The sequence below is a fragment of the Plantactinospora alkalitolerans genome, assembly GCF_015690345.1.
Classification (GTDB): Bacteria; Actinomycetota; Actinomycetes; order Mycobacteriales; family Micromonosporaceae; genus Plantactinospora; species Plantactinospora alkalitolerans.
In genome coordinates this window covers 1-20894 of sequence record NZ_JADPUN010000377.1, presented here as the reverse complement: position 1 = coordinate 20894, position 20894 = coordinate 1, and the positions used below count along the sequence as shown (strand labels likewise).

Annotated in this window: 21 protein-coding genes and 1 pseudogene; 3 read left to right on the top strand and 19 right to left on the bottom strand. The window is 68.9% G+C overall.

The genetic code is table 11. The features are described from left to right. Window positions 1–262: 262 nt before the first annotated feature. Window positions 263–1501 carry a hypothetical protein gene (locus I0C86_RS38275; RefSeq protein ID WP_196206204.1) on the bottom strand — a complete coding sequence of 413 codons (1239 nt, stop codon included), beginning with the start codon at window positions 1499–1501 and terminating at the stop codon, window positions 263–265. 154 nt (window positions 1502–1655) lie between these two features. Continuing rightward, window positions 1656–1955, bottom strand: coding sequence for a hypothetical protein (locus tag I0C86_RS38270; RefSeq protein WP_196206203.1), 300 nt, complete (start codon window positions 1953–1955; stop codon window positions 1656–1658). A 574-nt stretch (window positions 1956–2529) separates the two neighbouring features. Between I0C86_RS38270 and I0C86_RS45300 the strand changes: the two are divergent. Next, window positions 2530–3067: pseudogene (locus I0C86_RS45300) on the top strand (TerC family protein); the annotation flags it as partial. A gap of 817 nt (window positions 3068–3884) precedes the next feature. On the opposite strand, the gene I0C86_RS38255 reads toward I0C86_RS45300, so the two are convergent. From I0C86_RS38255 to I0C86_RS38240, 4 genes are all read right to left on the bottom strand, one after another. After that, complete coding sequence (locus I0C86_RS38255; RefSeq protein ID WP_196206201.1) at window positions 3885–4961, bottom strand: M23 family metallopeptidase; 1077 nt, start codon at window positions 4959–4961, stop codon at window positions 3885–3887. A 130-nt stretch (window positions 4962–5091) separates the two neighbouring features. Then, window positions 5092–5505, bottom strand: coding sequence for a hypothetical protein (locus I0C86_RS38250; RefSeq protein ID WP_196206200.1), 414 nt, complete (start codon window positions 5503–5505; stop codon window positions 5092–5094). A 131-nt stretch (window positions 5506–5636) separates the two neighbouring features. Beyond that, complete coding sequence (locus tag I0C86_RS38245; RefSeq protein WP_196206199.1) at window positions 5637–6506, bottom strand: IS4 family transposase; 870 nt, start codon at window positions 6504–6506, stop codon at window positions 5637–5639. 153 nt (window positions 6507–6659) lie between these two features. Further along, a complete protein-coding gene (locus I0C86_RS38240; RefSeq protein ID WP_196206198.1) occupies window positions 6660–7700 on the bottom strand; it encodes a hypothetical protein in 1041 nt (346 codons plus the stop codon). Between the two features lie 310 nt (window positions 7701–8010). Between I0C86_RS38240 and I0C86_RS38235 the strand changes: the two genes are divergently transcribed. Further along, window positions 8011–8172, top strand: coding sequence for a hypothetical protein (locus tag I0C86_RS38235; RefSeq protein ID WP_196206197.1), 162 nt, complete (start codon window positions 8011–8013; stop codon window positions 8170–8172). A 364-nt stretch (window positions 8173–8536) separates the two neighbouring features. Here I0C86_RS38235 and I0C86_RS38230 read toward each other — a convergent pair whose 3' ends face one another. The 12 genes from I0C86_RS38230 to I0C86_RS38175 form a co-directional block, all read right to left on the bottom strand. Then, a complete protein-coding gene (locus I0C86_RS38230) occupies window positions 8537–9040 on the bottom strand; it encodes a hypothetical protein (protein WP_196206244.1) in 504 nt (167 codons plus the stop codon). 143 nt (window positions 9041–9183) lie between these two features. Continuing rightward, a complete protein-coding gene (locus I0C86_RS38225; RefSeq protein ID WP_196206196.1) occupies window positions 9184–9861 on the bottom strand; it encodes a GGDEF domain-containing protein in 678 nt (225 codons plus the stop codon). An 88-nt stretch (window positions 9862–9949) separates the two neighbouring features. Next, complete coding sequence (locus tag I0C86_RS38220) at window positions 9950–10849, bottom strand: helix-turn-helix domain-containing protein (RefSeq protein ID WP_196206195.1); 900 nt, start codon at window positions 10847–10849, stop codon at window positions 9950–9952. 148 nt (window positions 10850–10997) lie between these two features. Then, window positions 10998–11390, bottom strand: coding sequence for a hypothetical protein (locus tag I0C86_RS38215; RefSeq protein WP_196206194.1), 393 nt, complete (start codon window positions 11388–11390; stop codon window positions 10998–11000). Beyond that, window positions 11377–12045, bottom strand: coding sequence for a hypothetical protein (locus I0C86_RS38210; protein WP_196206193.1), 669 nt, complete (start codon window positions 12043–12045; stop codon window positions 11377–11379). Before I0C86_RS38210 ends, I0C86_RS38215 begins: the two co-directional genes overlap by 14 nt. Beyond that, window positions 12042–12443, bottom strand: coding sequence for a hypothetical protein (locus I0C86_RS38205; RefSeq protein ID WP_196206192.1), 402 nt, complete (start codon window positions 12441–12443; stop codon window positions 12042–12044). The genes I0C86_RS38210 and I0C86_RS38205 overlap by 4 nt, the downstream gene beginning before the upstream one ends. A 30-nt stretch (window positions 12444–12473) precedes the next feature. Then, window positions 12474–12821: a histone-like nucleoid-structuring protein Lsr2 gene (locus I0C86_RS38200; RefSeq protein ID WP_196206191.1), complete on the bottom strand. Its 348-nt coding sequence runs from the start codon at window positions 12819–12821 to the stop codon at window positions 12474–12476. A 125-nt stretch (window positions 12822–12946) separates the two neighbouring features. Next, window positions 12947–13216 carry a hypothetical protein gene (locus I0C86_RS38195; RefSeq protein ID WP_196206190.1) on the bottom strand — a complete coding sequence of 90 codons (270 nt, stop codon included), beginning with the start codon at window positions 13214–13216 and terminating at the stop codon, window positions 12947–12949. A 188-nt stretch (window positions 13217–13404) separates the two neighbouring features. Further along, the gene (locus I0C86_RS38190) at window positions 13405–13824 is read right to left on the bottom strand and encodes a hypothetical protein (RefSeq protein ID WP_196206189.1); all 420 of its coding nucleotides are present in this window, start codon (window positions 13822–13824) and stop codon (window positions 13405–13407) included. 250 nt (window positions 13825–14074) lie between these two features. Next, a complete protein-coding gene (locus I0C86_RS38185) occupies window positions 14075–14791 on the bottom strand; it encodes a hypothetical protein (RefSeq protein ID WP_196206188.1) in 717 nt (238 codons plus the stop codon). 471 nt (window positions 14792–15262) lie between these two features. Then, entirely contained in the window at window positions 15263–16138 is an 876-nt protein-coding gene (locus I0C86_RS38180; RefSeq protein WP_196206187.1) for a replication-relaxation family protein, read from the bottom strand. A 205-nt stretch (window positions 16139–16343) separates the two neighbouring features. Beyond that, window positions 16344–18776: a type IV secretion system DNA-binding domain-containing protein gene (locus I0C86_RS38175; protein ID WP_196206239.1), complete on the bottom strand. Its 2433-nt coding sequence runs from the start codon at window positions 18774–18776 to the stop codon at window positions 16344–16346. Between the two features lie 566 nt (window positions 18777–19342). On the opposite strand from I0C86_RS38175, the gene I0C86_RS44145 reads away from it, so the two are divergent. Further along, window positions 19343–19588: a hypothetical protein gene (locus I0C86_RS44145; protein ID WP_230395496.1), complete on the top strand. Its 246-nt coding sequence runs from the start codon at window positions 19343–19345 to the stop codon at window positions 19586–19588. 78 nt (window positions 19589–19666) lie between these two features. On the opposite strand, the gene I0C86_RS38165 is transcribed toward I0C86_RS44145, so the two are convergent. After that, on the bottom strand, window positions 19667–20894 hold a 1228-nt coding region (locus I0C86_RS38165), incomplete at its 5' end, for a WD40 repeat domain-containing protein (RefSeq protein WP_230395495.1).

Below are 20894 nucleotides of genomic sequence, written 5' to 3'. Positions count from 1 at the left end.
TGGGAACCCGGGCACGGCCTTCTACGGCCGTGCCCGGGGTGCGCGGTGTGCGCGGGTCGGCCGGGCAACGGCCGGGTGGTGCGCGTGCGGTGGTGCGGTAGTCCGGCGGGTGGCTTCAGCCGGCGGCCGGAGGTGCGGTCAGCAGCCAGGGCTGGAGAACCCGGCGACGATGGTGCGGGCGACGGGCCGATCGGCGAGGTCGGTGAGGGGGCCCTCGTCAGCGTCGGGCCGATGGCCGGCTGTTGCTGCCTTGGTGGGTGGGTCAGTGGTTGCGGCTGCGGAGGATCCCGCAGCGGGTGGCGACCTGCCACGGGCTGAAGACCGGGACCAGCGGATCGGCGGTCCAGGTGCCGCCGAGCGGGCGGGGCAAGGTCACGTGCGATCGGCCGTTCCAGGCGGTGGGGGTGACGACGAGGGCGTGGCTGCCGGCGATCAGGCAGACCTGGTGCGGGTGGTCGTAACTGGCCACTGCCGCCGGCCCGTCGTCGGCGAGGTCGGCCAACGCGGAGGCGATGAGCGACAGCGGATAGCCGCGCAGGGGTGGGTAGGCCGTGTGCACGCCGGTCTCGGTGACCCACTCCCGGATGGGCGGGACGCCGTTGCGCAACTCGTCGCGTCGGTACCCGGGCCGTTCCTCCGCGGGCAGGACCCAGGGAAGGACGTGCTGACCGATGACGTAGTGAACGTCGATGTCCGGCAGCATCCGCCGCGCCATCTCGTAGCCGGCTCCGTCGGGTCGCAGCCGGAGCCCAGGCATGATCTGTTGCGTCTGCTCGTGGCCCGAGCCGTCGAACCACAGAACGATCAGGACGTGTTCGACGAGGGCCAGCGAGGGCAGGCCCGAACCGGGTAGCCGCCCCTCGTTCCACTGCCTCGTCACGTCGATGACGTCGCGCAGCACCTCCCGGTCGAGGCGAGCGACGATGACCCCGCGCGCCCATTCCGTGGAGCAGATCTCGGCCCGCCAGGCGGTGTGTAGCCCGGCGAGACCGATCGTCGCGGGCCGCCACTCGTGGTCACCATGCCCGGTGGCGAGGTCTCCAGCGATGCCGAGCCCGGTCGGCAGCGGCGCGTCACCGGGCGCCGGGAGCCAGTGGCGGCTGTGCCATGCCCAGGTGCCGTGCACGGTCGCCTCGTAGACCAGGACCGTCGGTTCACCATCACCGAGCAGGTACAGCCACTCGGCGTGCGGCGGCACGCTGGCCTCGTCCAGGCCGAAACGGAGCCGCGGAAGCTCGGCCGACGCTGGTGCGGCATCCGCCAGCTGGTGAGCTGGATCGAGGGAGATCCAGCCGTGGGTCATGATCTGCTCGGTCATCATCTGGATGTCGCCGGCGGCGGCGTCCAGCATGCTCCGCAGAATCGGCAGTACGTGGTGGGGGTCGGAATGGTCGGTGATGGCGACGGCGGAGACGCTGTGTCCGTCGTCGTCGAGCTGGCCGATCAGGCACGGTCCGCTCGTGTGCTCAGGGGCGATGGGGTCGCCCGGCTGGTAGGACATGGTGGTGCCTCCTTCTGCTTGGGTGCGGATTGCTGACATGACTGCGCCGGTCTCCGGCGCTTCGCGGCACGTGAGCGTGCGGCTGGCGAGCTTGGTGGCCGGGCACCCGGATCGGGGTGCCCGGAGGGCGCTGCGACGCCCCGCGGCCTGCGGTTCAGGCCCGGGTGCCGGGTGGGCGAATCTGGACCGGGCTCACGGGGTGGCGGGAGGTGACGATGGTGAGTTGCAGTTCGCCGCCGTCGGACAGCCGGATCACCACACCGCGGTTGAGGGTCATGACCCCGGCGTCGTCGTAGGAGACGGCCTCCCGCACGTACACCGGCTGTCCGTTGCTGTCGATGAGCACGGGCAGGCCGGCATCGGCGCAGAGTTCGTTGAGGTCGTCGCTGGAAAGGAAATGCTGAAGCAGGCGCTGCAGCAGTTCCTCCTGGTCCGTATCCTCGTCGGTGCTCACGGGTTGCTCCTTATTGGAAACCCACTGTGGATGGGGCCGCTCGGGTTGAGCGGGGATCGGGGATGGTGACGGGCCGGTCAGGCGGGCGGCTGCCGGGAACGTGCGTTATATGACTGGTGCGCTATTTGTTGGACGCCAGCCAGTCAGCTGTAGGTTCTCGTTCTTGTTGTCCCGATCAGAGGTGCTGGCCAGAGTCTGCTTGGTCTTCTCGCCGTTGTGTCCCGGGCGTTCTTCTCAGCGTTCTGGCCGCTTCTGCTGGCAAGGCAGCTGGGTTGAGTGAGGGCCAAAGATGGTTTGGCAGGGTTGTCGGGAACGCTGCCGGTCGTTGACGGCAGCGCTACCGGTTGGCGCCCGTGGCGCTGATCCGGCTGTTACCCCAGCAGCGTGGTGCGCTCGATGACCAGTGCCGTGGCTGCTGCTGTAAGGCCGGAGCGGGCCATGGCGACGGCGGAGCGTTTCAGGCGGGTGCAGCCGCTCCGCTGTCCGTGAACTGCGCGTAGGACCCTGGTGTCGTGTCGTGCGCTTTTCATACGCCGAGTGCGAGTGAATCAAGTGCGAGCGACGGTCGGTCAGACCGGCAGGTGAGTTCTGCGCCGGCTGGCTACCGAGTACAGCCTGTCGGTGGACAACCTGTTCGTCTTGGTGATCATCATCAGCTGGTTCGCGGTGCCGCGGACGTACCAGCAGCAGGTGTTGCTGATCGGCGTCACCTGGCGCTGGTAATGCCGGGGGCGCGTTCATCGCGGCGGGCGGCGCTGATCTCCCAGTTTGCCTGGGTGTTCTACCTCTTCGGCACGTTTCCTGATCTACACCGCGATCGGCCCTGCGGCAGGACTACGGCAACGGCCGGTTCACGACAGTCAACGGCGAAGGGCGGCGGACGTTCACCCTGCTGTTCCTCGTGACGGCCGCGATCGGCACGACCCACCTCATCCTCGCGCTCGACTCGATTCCGGCCATCTTCGGCATCACCGAGGAGCCCTACATGGTCTTCAGGCCAACGTGTCCGCAGTGATGGGCCTGCATCAGCTCTACTTCCTGCTCAGCGGCGCCGGACCGGCTGCATCCTCGGCTTCATCGAGGTCAGGCAGGTGCTCCAGCGGCTGCGTGACTGTTGCGAGCGGCGGCATCGCGGTTGCTATCACGGTGGTTGTGCGGGTGGGCCGTGCGGCTTTTGCCCATATCTATAGGGGCAGGCACCCGGCGGTGAGTGGGACCGAGACGGCACAGATGACGGAGGCGGCGCAAGTGCGAGACAATCAGTGACACAGGAGGGGAGTATTCCCCGCGACGGTGTCGTCAGCACGGCCGCCGAACTGATGAGGGAGACGTGGCCCGGTGCCGTTGGTCGGTGTGAGCAAGGCCAGCCCCCACCGATGGAAGAGACCTCCGACTTGTCCGTAACGCCCACAGCGCGTCCACCTCTCCGGTGCCTGCGCTGGTGGTGCTCACTTGCCGGAGGAACGGGTATGGGGCTGGTCAGCAACACGGTTGTATTGATTAGCAGCCTTTGTGCGGCGATATATGCGATTGCCAAAATCGTCGCGTTGATGATCGTTCTGCGAGACAGTAAACCAGGTGAGCGCGCCGTTCTCGTCCGAGCGCTTGCAGAGTTGTTCCGGACGAGCCTCTGGTCGCGAGGTGTAGCTACAACGAACGCCCGTCGGCCGACGGGGCGTGGCCGGTCATCAACAACTAACGAGATGGATGAGAGTTGAATCGGCAAGGCGGCCAGCCCGGCTGGCGACCGACATCCTCAAATGCCGTCAGTCGCGCGGCTCAAGTGCCGGCAACGCGCGCCGCGCGTCGTTGATCCACTGAGATTCGCCATGTCAGCCGAGAGTCGACTTATCTTCTCATTGATATGTCCCATGGGCCAAAACGTGGACAGCTCTTTGGAGAATGGGCCATGTTATTTGAGGAACTACATCAGCTCACTTGACCGAGCGGGGCGTTCTGCGCGGCCATGAAGGGCACCGGGTCGATCGCGCCGTTCGCGCTCGCATCACTGTTCTGGTGCACCTCGTAGTGCAGGTGCGGGCCCGAGCTGTGGCCGGTGGAGCCGGCGACGCCGATGGGCTGGCCGACGGCGACCGCCTGCCCGACCGTCACCATCGGGCGTTGGTCCATGTGGCAGTAGCGGGTGAGCAGACCGGCGGCGTGGTCGATGTCGATGTACCAGCCGCAGCCTTTGGTGAGTTCGGGGTGGCCGTCGCGGTCGCAGCCCCATTCGGCGCCCGTGCTTTCGTAGAAGGCGTCGCAGCGGACGGTGCGGACGGTGCCGGCGGACGCGGCGCGGATGATGGTTCCCTGCGGAGCGCTCAGGTCGACGCCGTCGTGACCGGGCCGGTCCGAGCTGCGGAACTCCGACCCGACAGGGGCGAGTACCGGCTGGGTCCACGGGCCGATGGCCCCGCACCCGGCCATGCCGTCGGTGGGTAGGCCGGCGGCGTCGGCGATCGCGGTAACCAGCTGGGTGGCAGGTACCTCCCATTTCGCGTACGCGTCGGGGAAGGCGCTGATCTGCACGGCCTGGGCGGCCTCGGCGAGCGGCATCGTCTGCCAGCCGCTGATCGTGGCCAACTCGCCGAAGAACTTCTCGGCCGCGTAGACGGGGTCCTGAAGCTGGGCCGGGGTGCCCCACCCTTGGCTGGGGCGCTGCTGGAACAACCCGACCGAGTCGCGGTCGCCGCCAACCAGGATCCGCAGGGTGCTTTCCTGCATGGCGGTGGCGACCGCGATCACCCATCCGCGGGCTGGCACTCCGAGACGGGCGCCGGTGGTGACGATCGTGGCGGCGTTGCCGACTTGGTCGCTGTTCCAGTCACCGATGGCCGGCCAGACGGTGGGCGGCTTGAATGGGGACGTTGACGTTGTCGGCGAGGCGGTGACGGGGATACAACCGGCGGCGGCGCTGCCGCGAAGGAATCCGCCGAGACCGCCGGCGCAGAGGATGAACATGGCGACGAGCGCCACGGCTAGTGACAGCAGGGATCGGAGCTTCATCCCGACCCCCGGCGGTCGAGGTGGCGGGCGCGGTAGGGCCGCGCGGCGGTGGCGCGGCCAGGCGTGGCGTGTCGCTGGACGAGGCGAGAGGCGTGACCGGGCATGAGGGTTGGTCCTCCTGATTACGGGGTTAGCCGAGGCTGTGGACACCGACGGGTTCGCCGTCGCCGCTGTACACGGCGACGGTGTCGTCAGCCGCGTTGATCAGATAGATCCAGGAGGCCACGAGGTCGCTGGCACAGCTGAGCGGAAAGACGGTGACCGGCTCCGCGCTGGTGTCGTCGAGCGTCGTGCCGACTCCAGCGACCCGATGTTGGTTCGGGAAGGGCTGGATGCCTGAGGCGAGGTCGGGTCCGAGGTATTCCCAGTCGTGGGCGAGGACCGCGTCGATGAGGGCGCTGGTGTCACGGCGGGCGGTGCTGGCCCAGATGGCGCGCAGTTGCGGGATGAGCGATGAGGGGTAGCCGTCGAAGAGGACGTAGCGGACGCGGACGATGGTCGGCTGGGCGGGGTCGGCGGTGCCGACGTAGCAGGGGGTTCCCACGGGTCGTGTCTCCTTGGGTTGGATTCGGTGTCGAGGTATGGGCACGGGGACGACCGCGCGGTCGTGGTGGGCCGCACGGTCGTCGGTGTTCTTCGGGTTCGGGGCGCTGGGCTAGCGGCAATGCCGGGTAGTTAAGGGTCTGGGCTGGTCGTCAAGGTGGGTCCGGCGAGGATGGTGAGGCTGGTGGTGGCCTGGTAGGTGCGTCGGTCGATGTTCGGGCCGCGGGCGTTGTATTTGGAGATCGCTCGTTTGACGGTGCGGGCGTTGACGCGTAGCCGGTGCAGCATTGGCAGTTTCGGCCCGCCCCGGCCGGTCCTGGCCCGTACCAGCAGATGCGCGTGACGGCCGGTCACGATCGTGAGCAGGTGCCCGGCGGCGAAGTTGCGGTCGGCCAGCAGCAGCACCCCAGCGGGTAGCCGGGCCAGGAGATCCTTGGCATAGGTGGTCTCGCCGGAGGTGATCGGCCCGAACACCGCGTCCATCACCGACCGGGTGCCACACGCCATGATCGTGACCAGGCGCAGCATCGGATAGCTCGATCCGCCGGTGCGACCCCCACGCTGTTTGCTGAACCGGGCCAGGTTCGCCGCGCTGTCAGCCGCGAACAAGGTGGTCCCGTCGATCGCGCAGACCAGCAGCCCACGCCAGCGCACCGGCCCAGCCAGACAGGCCGCCGGGCCGCGAAGCAGGTCGAACAACGCTCGTAACGGTTGCGGGCCGATCCGGCGGCGGGCCTTGGTCAACGCGGCCTCGCTCGGATCCGCGACCGGCAATCCATCCAGGCCGGTGACGAGGCGCTGCCACACCTGCCGATACCCCAACTCGGCGAACAGACAACCCGCGAGCAGCAGATACACCACCACCCGCGAGGGCAGATCCCGAACTCGCCGCTGAGTACACAGGGTTTGAGCAAGAACCGCATCGATCATCTCGAACGGCACCTGCCGGGTCAGCTCACCCAGATGACCCGGCGCGAACGGACCTGCCGCGACCCGGACCACACGCGTAATGACAGACTGAACCAACAGCGGGACTCCCGGTGGTGAGGCATGTCTTTGGCGGACGTACCTCTCTACCGGAGTCCCGCTGCCCGTATCCGCACCAACACGCCCTCTTGACCGATCACCACCACGCTTAACTACCCGGCATTGGGGCTAGCGGGCGAGAACGGCGACCTTCTCGCCGTGCAGCAGCGGCGCGCCGTCCGGTCCCTTGATGGAGGCGTGAATCCAGATTCGGTACGCCTGCCCGTGCTTGTCGATGAGGCGGCGCCAGTGGCCACGTACGACGAACCGGACGCGGTAGTGCCACCGGGCGTGTCCGTCGCCGGGTTCGGTCAGGGTGGAGGTGCGCCGCAGCATCACGACGCGGGTGTCGTGCACGATGGAGGCGCGCACGGCGCGGCGGCGGGCGGGCCGGTCCAGCGGGGCGGGCGCGGCGACGGCAAGGGGTTGGGCCTGGATGCACCAGAACGCGTAGGCGATCGCCGCGCAGACGTGGGTGCGGGCGGTGGTGTCGGCGAGGATGTACCGCCCGTCGGGTGCTGTTTCCCAGTCGCGGTCGGGGTCGTCGCTGTCCGCAGGTTCGAGGGCGGGTACCGGCGCCGCGATCGGCAGCATGTCCAGTTTCGTCATCATGTACGGGCCGAGCCGCGACAGCAGGGTCCGATCCTGTTGGGCGTAGCCCTGGATGCGGGCGGCGTGGGGATCCTCGGGGTCGTTCCGGTCGGCCCAGCCGCAGATCAGCCATGACCGTCCGCTAGGGGAGGAGATGGTGGCCCAGGTGATTGCCGCGATTCCGCTGACCTGGCCGCCCAGGTTGCGGTGGTAGATCGGTTCGGGCAGGAAGAGCACGCCACCGTCGGTGGGGGCGGCGTCGGCGGTGAGGAGATCGCCGGTGAGATCGAGGGCTTCGGCCGCTGCGGCGACGATGGCGGTCATGGCGGGGGCGAGTACGTATGCCTCGCCCTGCGCCCATACCGCGCTGCTGGCGCGGTTGATGACGTCGACAAGTTCCTGGTCGACATGGGCGTCGTCGGCGTGATCGGTTTCGGGGAGACCGGTGCGGAGGGATTCGAGGAAGGCCCGGGTGTACTCGCCACTGGCGGTGCTGGTGCAGTACTCGTGCATGCGGGTCTTCATCTCGACGGCGGCTCGGGCATAACCGGCGAGAGTGGTCTCGGTACGCAAGGTCATATGGTCCTCCTGATCAGGGGGTCGGATGGGTGGGTCATTCCGGCAGGGCCTGGAACTAAGCCGCGTACGCGCCGGTCAGGGTTGCTCCGGGAACTCGGCGCGGCAGCTGCTGCGGAATCCGCGATCGCAGGTGCGTGGCGGTGGCGGCGAGGCCGGCGGTGAACCAGCCGATGAAACCGCCGGAGTCGCGGACAGGCCGCCGTGGTGCTCGTTCGCCAGTGACGGCCGGCACCGACAGGGGTATCGGTCGCGCGGCTCGCGCGGCACGCATCGCCCGTTGTGCCTGCCTGGCCGCCATACAAGGCCCGACATGGTTGACGCACTGCAGGTTGACGCACCGGTCACCGGGTCCGGGTTGGTGGGCGGTGAGGACGTCGACGGCGAGCCGCCACAGCAGCGGATCGGTGACGTCACTGGGTACCAGGGCGCGCTGGGACGGGCGGAATCGGCTCCGAGCGGACATTGCGAGTGACCTTCCATCGGGTTGCGGGCAGGGGTCACCGTCCGACCGGGGTTGGCTGTGTTGTGCCTGATAGCCGGCTCGGACGATGACCGGTCTGATCGACGCTCATCTCTCAATGAAGGTCAAGTCGTCCACTTGGGGGTGGCCGTGATGAACGGTGACTGACGACCGGCCGCGGTGACCGTCAGCGGCAGGTGATGGGGGCGGCGGGAGCCAACGGACGGCGCTCGGGTGGGGCAGCGCGCTGACCGACGCGACGCGGGGCAGCACGCCACCCCACATGCTGGCCCAGCGCGCTGACCGACGCGACGCGGGGCAGCACGCCACCCCACATGCTGGCCTGCCGTCTCGGCGCCTCCCGGCGCGGCGGTCGTCAGTCGCGGCAACCCCATGCACAGCCATCCGGGTCGCACTCGTGGCCCGCGGCCATCCGGGCGAGCATCTGCCGCAGCTCGGGGTCGTCGATGGCGTCGGTGAACGGCCAGCCGAGCCCGTCGGCGAATGTCTTGACCTTGGGTGCCCCGTACATCGGGTAGTCCGCGTCGTCCATGGCCGTCACGAGGTCGTCGCGGCCGAGCAGCCAGGCCAGTTCCGCGAGCTTCTGCACGGAGCGGCTGGCCGAGCCACTACGGTGGTCGAGGATCTTGTCGATCGCGAACTCCAGGTACCAGCGGGCGTACGTCTCGGTGTCGGCGTGCTGACTCCACCGCTGCTGGTCCCACTGCGGTGCGGTCATGTCCGGGTCAAGGAACTGGCGGGCGTGGCCGAAGTCGAGCGCCTCGACCAATACTTCCTGGCAGAAGCCGAACAGGTCGGTGCCGGTGGCGCGGACAGCCCGCAGCCGGGCGGCGATCTCCTCTGGGGTTCGTATGGTCACAGCTGCTCCTTGGTCTGAAGGTGTTTGGGTGGTCTCCGTCTGCCGCGACGATCGAAGGACGTCGCGGCGATCGGCTCCTTGACGAACTGGAGCCCTCGCAGGTCAATTGGCCTGCGAGGGCTCCAGTTGGTTACAGGGGCGTGTTACCGCAGGTCGCGGTAGCGGATGACGCGGCCGGGAGGCGTACTGTGACGCGGATCGTGGGGGTGGGCGCCGCTGCGGGTGCGTTTGGCCAGGTACATGGCCTGATCGGCTGCCTGCAGGAGGTCGCGGGGCAGCATGTGCGGTTCGGCGACCGCATAGCCGACACTGGCGGTCACACTCACCTGCTGACCGGCGATCCCGTACGGGCGGTCGGAGAGGCGCCAGCGGGCCGCCTGGGCAGCATTCTCAACCTCGGTGTCATCACCGTGAACGACCAGGGCGAACTCGTCGCCGGACAGGTGCGCGGCCAGGACCACCGCCGGCCCGAGGTCGACCAGGCGCCGGCCGACCTCGTACAGCAGGTCGTTGCCGTCCTCATGGCCGTAGGTGTCGTTGATCTGCTTGAACCGGTCGAGATCGATGAGGACGAGCCCGAGCGGTTCCCCGAACGAGAACGCGGTTTCAAGGTGGGTCCGCAGGGCCCGCCGGTTCGGCAGGTCGGTCGTGTCGTTGTGCGTGGCAAGGTGGTGCCAGTAGGCCCGGCCCCATTCGAGGGTCGCCAGCGCATGTCGCTGTTGGCGGACGAGTCGCCGTTGCCGGGGGAGCGGGGCCGCCGCAGCGGCGAGGCCGGCGAGGACTCCGCCGGCTGCTGTGAGGTAGAAGTTCAGGTGAGACACTCGATGTCGCTCCTTGTCTATGAAGGAGCACCGGGGTGGGCGTGAGCCGCCAAGTTCAACGCCCGCCCCGGGCTACCGGGTGAACGGGTTAGTCGGTCTGCGGAGCGAGTTGGAAGGCCGCCGGCTTCTCGACGACCTGGACGGCCAGTCCGTCTGCGATGAGCTTGTGCACCGCGTTGACAACCGCGCCCGCGCTGGCCTTGGCCGAGTCGTTGCCCTCGTTCGCCTTGTCGACGGCCTTGCACAGCTCGCTGGTCTTGAACCGCTGGTCCGGGTGGGCTTCGAGCACGTCGAGGATCGCCCCGCGCAGGCTGCCCTTGGACCGGCGTGGTTTCCCGCCGGTCGACGCGCTCGGAATCTCGGTCGGGCTGCCGGGCGGGATGGAGTCGTTGCTGCCTGCCGGGTCCGGGCTCGGCTCGGAATCTGCCTCACCGACTGTCTCGACAGCGGCGCAGTCCTCGCCACCGGCCGGGGTTGCCTCATCGCTCTCACCATCGGATTCGGTCGCGTCCGGCTCGTTCGGGATGCTGTCCGCTTGACCCGGCGGATCCTGTGGAGCCTGCGGCCGATCCACGCCGCTGTCCGGCGTTGAGCGGCTTACGGCCTCCGATCGCATGTCGGATGACTCGTCGTCCGGTCCCGCCGCCGCGGCGGCGCCGGTCTCTTCTGCGGGTGTGAGGGACTCATGCGGCGCCTCAGGCACGCCCGCATCGTCGTCGATTGGCGCGGGTGCGTGGCGCGGGTCGCCGCCAGCGTCGGTCGTGGTGGCCGGGTTTGCCGCCTGCCGCCAGAGCGTGCGGCCATCGTCGACGCGGAACGGCTCGGCCTGGCCGGTTTCCTCCAGCACACGAAGTCGCTTGGTAGCCGTCGAGTACCCCACGCCGGCGCGCTCCGCGATGACGGCGGCCGTTTCCTGGCCGAGTTCCGCCAAAGCGGCAGCGACCTTGTCGAGAGCGCTGGCCGCCGCCTGTTCCGGTTCGTTGTCCATCTGATCTCCCCTTTGGCTGCTGTTCGGTCTGCTTGGTGTTGGCGTGCACTGATGAACGCTTCGACGGCGTCTCGTGATCAAGTGCGATGACCGGATCTCGGGACGCCGTCGAGGCTCGGGGCGGGGCCCCAACTGCTGGGGCGTGTGGCTACGGCTGGCCGAAGAGGCGGTCACAGCGGCTCGGGTCGACCGGCAGCCACGACAGGCCCCAGCCGATCCGGTAACGCCCTCCGGCGGGCTGCAGGAGGTGGACGCCGCCGCCGAGGGACAGGGGAAGGGCGACTGTGAGGGTGCGCCCGTCGAAGTCGACGGTGCGCCAGTCACCGCCGACGTAGTTCGCCATCGCGCCGAACATCTGGGCAAGCGCGGTCACCGAATCGCGGTCGAGGCTGAACTCGAAGGCGCCGTTCCACCAGCCGATGACCGTCGCCAGGTAGCCCTCGTAGTAGCGGTGGAAGCCGGACACCGGCTCGTAGCGCAACCACGGGCCGGAGAACACGGCGGTGCTGCCCCGCGGTGGCTGGTAGTCAGGAGTGGGCATCGACCACCGCCACAGACCACTCGGCCGGGTTGAAACGCGCCCCCTGCGGTTGAGCTCGACCGGAGTACCGCCACGGCGTGACCAAGTCGGCTGGTCTGGGCCGGGTCCGTGGCGCCGATCGGCCGGGGTCAGGGTCACGGCGACCGATCCGCAGATCATCGAGGACCCGTCGAAGGCGCGGCGGGAGGTGTCCGGTGTCAGTGCCAGTGAGCACCGCCTCGTCGGTGCCGAGCCAGACGACGCCAGCCAGGTCGACCCAGGCGATCGGCGTGCGCCCTCGCGGAAACCGCCAGCCAGGATGCAGCAGCCGTGGCAGCGCGACGATGTCACCCGGATAGCGGGCCCAATCGGTGCAGCTCCACGGCACCACCGTGCCGGGCCTGCGGCCGGCCTGTACGGCTTCCGCGCACACTGCGCACGCGACATCCCCACTGCGGGTGGTGCCGTCGCAGGCTCCGCAGGTACGCCAGTTCGCCGGGTCGGCGGCAGGGTTGTAGTCGGGGTTCCACGCTCCGGTCACCTGTCCGCCGAGCCGGTAGCCGTCGATGGCGCCGGAGCGCAGCAGATGGCGCATCGGGCGGGCCAGGTGGGCGTCGATGGTGGCCACGGCGACGGAGGCGCGGACGAGGACCGCGAACAAACGGTGGCCCATCATTGAGCCCTTCGGTTGGTAGCGGCGAGGATGGATTGCCAGGCGGCGTGGGCGATGACGGCCGCCGGGCGTGCGGTGCTCGTGGTGTCCAGGGGCACCGGCTGACCGTCGATGGCGAGGCCGAATCCGGGCTCACGCCACAGGTCGCCCCACAGCACCGAGATCGCCACTGTCCGTCCTGCGATGAGGAAGGAGCTGTACAGCGAGTCCGGCACAAAGGTGTGCGGGTAGGGCCGCAGCAGGTACTCGGCGTTGTCGAAGGCACTGCCGACGGAGGCAGCGATGTCGGCGGCGATTTCCCGCCACCAGCTGACGACCACCGACTCGCGGCCGGTGGCCGCAGCCAGAGGGATGGGCTCGATTTCACCGACCGGTCGCGGCAGCGGAGCGATGACACGCATGTCTATGGTCTCCTTGCGGTAGGGATTGGGTCAGTGGGCGGCGGCGTAGGCTTCGCGGACCTTCGGGGGGATCGGGCCGCGGCTGCGGTGCGGTGGTAGTCCCAGCCGCCGCTGGTGAGTGGCCCAGAAGTCGCGGACCTTGGCGTCGGCGGAGCGGCCGCCGCGGGTTCCGGAGTTGCGCTGCCGGGCGGCGGGGTGCTTCGGGAGCCGGCGCCCGGCCTCGGTGTACGGGCCGAATGCGTCCCTCATCCGCTGGAGGTTGTGCGGGGCTAGGTCGATCTCGTACTCGAGGCCTTCGAGGGCGAAGCGGACGGTGACGACGTTGTCCCTGCTGTGGTCCATGTCGTCCGTGACCACGAAGATCACCTTGGTTGCCATGGGGATTCCCTTCATCAGGTAAAAGGCGGGAGACCCCGACGCCGGGGACGGCGCGGGGCAGTGGTGATGTGATTGGGAGGAGAGTGGGGCTCGACGGCGGCGTGTCGCTGGCGTCGCCGTCGTAATCAGGGAAAGTCGCCGCCGATGACGACGGCGAAGTGGACGCCCTCGGTGGGGGCGTCCTCAGGCGGGTTCTTCTGGCCGTAGGCGCAGTGGCAGTCCGGCCATTGGCAGTCCTCGGTGATGTCCATCAGCTCGACGAAGTCGACGGGGACACGCGCGCCGCCGATGTCGATCAGGACACCTTCTTGCATGACGGGGTTGCCGTCGTGCCGGCGAATAGTTTCGGTGAGCACCTCGATGAGCTGCTCGGCGTTGGGTCTGATGTAGTCCATCTGTGAGTCCTCCCAAGAAGGACCCGGGCACGGCCGTACGGCCGTGCCCGGGTACGCGGTAATCCGTGCGTATTCGGCCGGGCAGGCGTGCCGGATCGGTGCCGTTTGGTCGCGGAAGAGGGAAACGGCGGCCGTCTCGCCGGCCGTTGGCGCGATTGGTCAACCCCTGCCTGGGGCGGCCGGCGGGTTCAGCCGAGGTGTGGGGCCTCTGGCGTCTTGATGGCCGTGACGGCGAGCTGGTCGTCGAGGAGGGTGACGACCAAGGCGTCGGCTCCGGTGCGTGCTGCGGTACGGAGCTGTTCGATGAGTTGTTCGCCGGGCTGGCACAGCGGGAGAGCGACCAGTAGGTCGTCCCCGTCGTGGGTCGGCTGTTCCGGGCCGAGGTGCTCGGCGAACACCGCCCGCACGGTGGATTCCGCCGGCTGGTCCGGGCCCGGTGGCGGTTGCGGCAGGCCGTTGGACATGAAGTAGACGCCGTCGTCGGCGACGAGGAGCAGCGCGGGGCCGGTGGGTTCCTCGTCGACTGGGTCGGCGTGCGCGGTGGCGGCCACGGCGTGCTCGGCGAGGTCCAGGACGGCGACGAGCTTGAACCAGAAGACCGAACTCATGCTGGTAGGTCCCTCCTGTTCAGAGAGCGTTGAGATGGGGCGGCGGAGCCGATAAGGCGCCAGCGCGCATCCTTCGGCTGCGGTGGTGGGGTGGAGCCGGACGGGCAGCAACACGGGTCCCTTTGGGTGCGAGGGAGGTGTGGCTGGCTCGACCGGTCCAGGTGATGCGGTTGATGCTCAGAGGCGGTGCGGACGCGCGAGCTTGCGGGCGCCGATGATCGACCCCTCCAGGTCTCGGACGGTGTCGCGGTCAGAGCGCGACCCCTAGCAGTCGCTGGTCGGGGCCGATGGCAGCGAACAGGCGGTTGGCCTGTTCGAGGTAGGTCACCCGGTCGGCCATGGCGTCGCTGGCCGCAGCCAGCTTGGCTCCCTCAGCGGTGATCAGCGCGTCGCCCGCGATCGCGGTCAGCGCGCTGTGGTGCTGGTAGGCCATGGAGCCGGCCTGGTACATCTCCAGCTCGCGGAGGGAGATCTGCCCAGCGCCGTACGTGGCGGCGTTGTGCATCCGGATCGCGTTGACCCGGGGCTGGTTGTGGAAGTCCGCCACAGCCTTGTCCCACGGGTACTTGTCCGGGTCCGCCAGGTGGCGGGACTCGTAGACGTGCCACGGGGTGGCGTTGCGGGTTCCGTGCACGACCCGGCTGAACAGCTGGTGGCGGATGGCCGCCCCCATGCCAGCGGCTTGGAGCATGCCGTCCAGGTCGAGCAGTCTCACCGGTCCGCCAGCGCAGTAGGCCGGGCGGCCCTTACGCAGGCTGATCATCTGCCGGTGCTGCCAGAGGCGCAGGGCGGGCGTGGCCCAGAACTGGGACGACAGGGTGCCCTGGACGCCGAAGTTGCGGTCGAGCTGGTGCGGGGTCAGCGCCTCGCGGGGCAGCTCGTCCGGGATGCAGAGGATCATGGTGCGGATCGTGGCCTTCGGCTTGACAGCCGTGGTGCGGATGACCGGGCGGGGAGTCTTGCCCATGGGTGTCCTCCTTCGGGTGGGCGCGTCAGGGCGCGCGGAGATAACCGGCCCATTGGGTGCGTGGGTCGGTTGCGGGAGAGGTGTGGTGCGGGTTGGTTGGGTGCGACCTGGGGTCGCCGCGCGGCGCGATGCCGACCGGCCCGGGTGGGCGGGTGAGCGTGGCGCACCGAGTAGGTGCGGCGGTGGTTCCGAGGTGGGACCGAACCGGGGTGGAGAAATATGAGGTGTTGTTGGTGCCGTGAACGGTAGCGACCTGATCTGTCAGGCCGGTCCTGCGAGTTGATCGCCGTAAGTGGGGTTGACCTGTGCTGTTAGACGTTCCGGCTCCGGATCAGCATCGTCGGTGCGAACGCTGTGAGATTTCACGACACTCACAGATGATCTTGTTTGGTGACAGACGCGGACGGTAGTCGACCTGTGGAGCCGTACTCGGTTTGGTTTGTCCAGTGCTGTTGACCTGCGGTGTGAGTCCTACAGGTCGTCGAAGCGCTGCGGGTTCGTGACGGCGTCCGGGCCGTGGTCGGAGGGCAGCTCGTGCAGGTACCGCCGGTGGGTGGGGTCCGAGACGAGGGTCCACACTCGGCCAGCGGGATCCGGGCCGTGGACGGCGGTCGCGATCGGGCTGGCGGTGCGCAGCCCGGCGAGCACGCCGAGCAGGCTGGCCTCGCGGCGCCGGCTGGGCACCCAGAACAGCACGGGGTAGCGGGGGCCGAACGACGTCAGGCGTTCGTATCCGCGCAGTTTGGCCACGACCCGCGCCAGGTTTTCGGTGTCGTTGTCGTGCTCGAGGAAAAAGCCGGTGGAGTGGTCGCCGACGGTCCAGACGCCGTGCCCGTCGGGGCGGATGCCGGACTGGGCGTAGACGGTGGTGGCGTGCTGCTCGGACCACCACCGCGAAAGGCGGAGGCCATCGTCGTGCCGGGCAGTGGCCAGCAGGTCGGTGAAGAACTGGTTGACCCCGAGCAAGTGGTTGACCTGGCCGCTGGCGGCGATCCGCTTGGCCCGTTCCACCGAGCTGCGCAACGGCTTGCCGCTGGTGCCAGCCGGGTCGTGGTAGACGGTCGGGTGCAGTTGTAGTCCGATCGGGCCGAGGGTGTAGAGCAGCGACCCGTAGCGGCCGGCGTCGCCGCTGCGGCCGAACCGGTGCAGCACGTCGAGGCGGTGCAGGATCGTGAGCCGGCGCTGGGCGGTACGACGGGCATCGAAGAAGACGCTGGTGATCTGGTCGGTGGACAGTAGGTAGTGCTCGGCGAGCAGCCCGAGGAGGGCGTGATCACGGGGGACGATACGGCCGAAGACCGCGAGCGGATCGGGTTTGCTGGATGGGGATGGAACACGGGAGTACACGGTTTGCTCCTAGGCAGGATGGGGTCCCCTCCCGATCGGGAGGGGTGTCTGGATGTGGAGAGGTTGGTGCGGAGGGTCTGTCAGGGGCGTGTGCGGCACTGACAGCCCAGGTCAGGACTGTGCTGTGGGTGTCTGGCGGTCACCGGTCACGATCCTGGTGACGAGCCGGTGCGCGACCCGGGTGACGCCACCGGCTGACAGATCGTCAGGCGCGGTCCGTCTTTGGGCGGGACCGCCGGTCGTCGGGTCTGCGGCTGAGCCGCTCGACGAGTTCGTCGACGGCGCTGGTGTCCTGACTCGGTACCGCCGCCGCTGCTGCCTGCCGGATGGCGGTTGCCTCACCGACAACCGGCCTCGGCGGCCGGGTCTTCATCGTGAACGCCGGTGTCTGTCGGCCGTTGACGACCAGACGCGCGGCGGCGGTGTACGCGTCCAGGTGGGCGAGGTCGTGCTCACCCAGTTCGGGCACGGTGTGCCGGGACAGTACCTTCGCGTCCTCCGGCGCGCACGTGAAGTACAGCTTGTTGCGGGCGTTGGCCGATGCGGCGGCGAGCAGGTCGCGGGGGAACTGGGCCAGGTCCTGGTGGGCGAGCACGAGCGACAGCCGGTACTTGCGCGCTTCAGCCAGCATCGTGTCCAGCGAGTTGGCCAGGGTGAGGAAGTTCTGCGCCTCGTCGATGATGAGGCTGGCGTCGCGGCGGCGGTCCGGTTCGATCGCGGCGCGGGCGGTGGCGGCCTGCCACACCTGCGCGAGAACGAGGGAGCCGAGCAGGCGGCTGGTGTCCTCGCCGAGGACACCCTTGGGGATCCGAACCAGCAGCACCCCACCGTCCAACACGCGCCCCATGTCGAAACTCGACTTGGGGTACCGCATGGTCCGTTTCACGAAGTCGCGCAGCAGGAAGGCTCGCAGCCGGGCGAGGACCGGGCCGATGACCTGCGATCGCAGGCTGTCGTTGAGGCTGTCGTACCACTGCCAGAAACCGCTGAGCCCGGCCGGGTCGTCCAGGTCCACCGTCATCGCGGACCGGAACTGAGGTGAGTTCAACAGCGGGGGGATGTGCTGCAGGGTCACGTTGTTGTGGCGCAGCAGGGTCAGGCACGCGACCCGCATGACGTCGTCCATCCGCGGACCCCACGCCTTGGCGAAGATGTTCCCGAAGATCGACACCAGGTTGTCGACCACCAGATCGGGGTCGTCGCCCTCAAGCGGGTTCAGCGTCGGCGGGTTGGGCTGGTCTGGGTCGAAGAGCACGACACGGTCCGCGACGTCGGCGGGAAGCCGATCGAGGATGTCCAGGACGAGATCGCCGTGCGGGTCGATGACGACGGTGCCCCGACCGGCCCTGATGTCGTCGAGGGCCAGGTTGACCAGCAGCGTGGTCTTGCCGGAGCCCGTCGAACCGATCACATGCATGTGATACCTCGCATCGGTCACCGACAGCCCCACACTGTGGCCACCGATTTCGGCGTCGCCCAGCATCTTCACCCCACGCCCGCCACCCGGCACGGCGACCGGCGCTGGCATCGACGCGGCCCGTGCCCGGTCCAGGCCGGGTACGGCGAGGTCCTGCGGTAGCGCCGCGAGCGCGGCGAGTTCCGGGGCGGAGGTGAGGAACCCCGGACCGAGCCGGCGGGCGGCGAGAACGGCCACCGGCGTCGGCATCCGGGCCCGATGCGTGAGCCGGTTACGGCCGGAGTAGATGGCGAAGGTGGAGGCGAGGGTGTCGGCGATGCCCCGCAGCCGACCTCGTGGGTCGGCGCCGGCACGCCGGCTGGTGATGGCAACCGCGTACCGGATCCCGGTTTGCCACAGCGGGTGCGTCGTCTTGTCCAGGATCGCCCGCACGTCCCGCTCGACGGTGGGATCCCGACGGGCGGCCGGCGACGTGGTCCGGCCGGTGCCCCCGCTGCCGGGTAGGAACGCGTCCAGCAGCCACAGCACCGGTGCGGCCGGGTTGATCGCCGACACGGCCGTCTTGCCGGCCCGCAGCCGTCCGGCCGCCCGGCGGGCCCGTGCCGCCCGCCGTGGCGTGGCCGGGCGCGCGAGGATCTGCACGCAGGCGAACTCGCCGGGTTTGAGCTGGGAGCCGGCGGACATCAGCGGGCGTAGCGGATCGGTGTTGTGGTCGGTGGAAAGCGGCAGCCACTCCGCGTACACCGGCAGCAGGTGCCCGCCGGCGGCGCGGTGCGCTTGCAGGGGAATCGGTGGTGGCGGGTTCTCGTCGGTCGTGGTGGCCGAGCCGGGCCACGCCGCCCGCACCGCCGCCTCGACCGCCCCCGGCGGAACGGTGCCGGGTACCCAGATCGAGATGAACAGCTGCCGTCCGGACCAGGTGTACTGCCACACGACGTGCGGCGCGCCGTAGAGCAGGCGTTGCCGCCGCGACGGGGTCAGCACGCCGGCCAGGTTCGCCCACAACGCACTCGCGCTGTGGGGGTCGACCTCGGGCGGCGGCGCGATCGTGACCAGCCGCGGGCCGTCGGTGTGGTGGCGGTGCCGCCAGATCTCGACCAGGTTGCGGGCTGCGATCCATACGGCGAGCAGGCCGGCGGCGACAGCGGCCAACCACGGCCGCTGTGCCGCCCACACCGCCGCGTCGACCACGGCAGCCCTGGGTCCGGTAGGAGGCGGAATGAAATCGGCGCCCGGCCCGAGTGTGGGGCCGGGCGCCGGTGACGGCGGCACGAGTGCTGGTATGAAGGCGTCGGTCGGTAGAGTCACAGGTCGTCCTCCTCGTCGGGTTCGGCCAGTTCCAGCGGGTTGGTTGCCGGAACTACCAATAGTTGATTGCCGTCGATGCAGTGGATGGCGCGTATAGGCGGTGGCCAGTGCGGCGATCTCACGTTGGTCGTCGACTGTGCGGCCGGTTGACTGATGGTCGGGATTTCTGACTTGGCTCCGATTTTTATGACGTCTTGCCAATCTCTTCGATCGTTGGAGGGGTGTGGTCTGACTGTCGTGCTCTCGTTGAGTTCGGCGCGTCGGCTCGGGTTGGCCGAAGATGAGGCGGACTACGAGCTGGAGTTGGTGGATCAGTATCTGCTCGCGTGCGTAGGCGTGGGAATCTGCGACAGCACTGTCAGCGGTGATCGGTCGGCGTTGTTCGAGTTCATCCGCTTCCTGAGTCCGGTGTGGACCGCGAAGCCGGCTGACGCGGATCGGTTTCTCGCCGCGCAGCGAGCCCGCTGCTGGAATGGTGGATGGTCGACGTGCGTCACCAGTTCGGTGACGACTACATGCTGCTCGACGCGCCGCTGCGGTCGGCGGAGCGGAGTCTTGACCCGATCACTGGGACGTGCCCACGCCACTGCGGTATTCCGGTGGTTGCCGCAGTGGTCGGGGCGGTTGACGCCGCATGTGCTGCGGCATCATTGCGCGTCATCACGGAAAGCGATCGACCCAATACACAAACGATCATCCAAGACGACACCCGCTCATCGCCATGACTGTGTACCTGATCTTTGGTATGTGCTGCTGATTGGCCCGGAGCGGCTTGGTCGAGAAGCCCAGGGCCCAACGTGTGTTTAGGTGAGCAAGAAGTCGTACGCGTGCAGGGATCCGCTCGTGTCGGCGCAGAGGATGGTCTGGTTGTTTGGCAGCCAGGTGCAGGTTGTTAGACCTCCGTCGACTCTGGCGACTCCGGCGCATTTGCCGGTGTCGGGGTCCCAGATCCGCGCTGTTCCGTCGTAGCTGGCGCTGGCCAGCCAGGATCCGTCCGGCGCGACTGCCAACGCTTCCACGTCGCTGGTGTGGCCGGTGAGCGTGTGGCGGGTGCCGCCGGTGTCGGGGTCCCAGATCCGTACTGTTTTGTCGCGGCTGGCGCTGGCCAGCCAGGATCCGTCCGGCGCGACGACCAACGCGGCCAGCCAGCCGGTGTGGCCGGTGAGGGTGTGGCGGGTGCCGCCGGTGTCGGGGTCCCAGATCCGCGCTGTTCCGTCGTAGCTGGCGCTGGCCAGCCAGGACCCATCCGGCGCGACCACCAACGCGATCACCTCGCTGGTGTGGCCGGTGAGCGTGTGGCAGGTGCCGCCGGTGTCGGGGTCCCAGATCCGCACCGTCTCGTCGTCGCTGGCGCTGGCCAGCCAGGACCCATCCGGCGCGACCACCAACGCTTCCACCTCGCTGGTGTGGCCGGTGAGGGTGTGGCGGGTGCCGCCGGTGTCGGGGTCCCAGATCCGCACCGTCTCGTCGTCGCTGGCGCTGGCCAGCCAGGACCCATCCGGCGCGACCACCAACGCCCGCACCAAGTGGGTGTGGCCGGTGAGGGTGTGGCGGCTGCCTCCCGTGTCCAGCTCCCAGATCCGCACCGTCCTGTCGCTGGCGCTGGCCAGCCAGGATCCGTCCGGCGCGACGACCAACGCTTCCATCCAGCTGGTGTGGCCGGTGGGGGTGTGGTGGGTGCCGCCGGTGTCGGGGTCCCAGATCCGTACTGTTTTGTCGCGGCTGGCGCTGGCCAGCCAGGATCTGTCCGGCGCGACGACCAACGCTTCCACCCCGCTGGTGTGGCCGGTGAGGGTGTGGCGGGTGCCGCCGGTGTCGGGGTCCCAGATCCGTACTGTTTTGTCGCGGCTGGCGCTGGCCAGCCAGGATCCGTCCGGCGCGACGACCAACGCTTCCACCCCGCTGGTGTGGCCGGTGAGGGTGTGGCGGGTGCCGCCGGTGTCGGGGTCCCAGATCCGCACCGTCCCGTCGTAGCTGGCGCTGGCCAGCCAGGATCTGTCCGGCGCGACCACCAACGCTTCCACCCAGCCG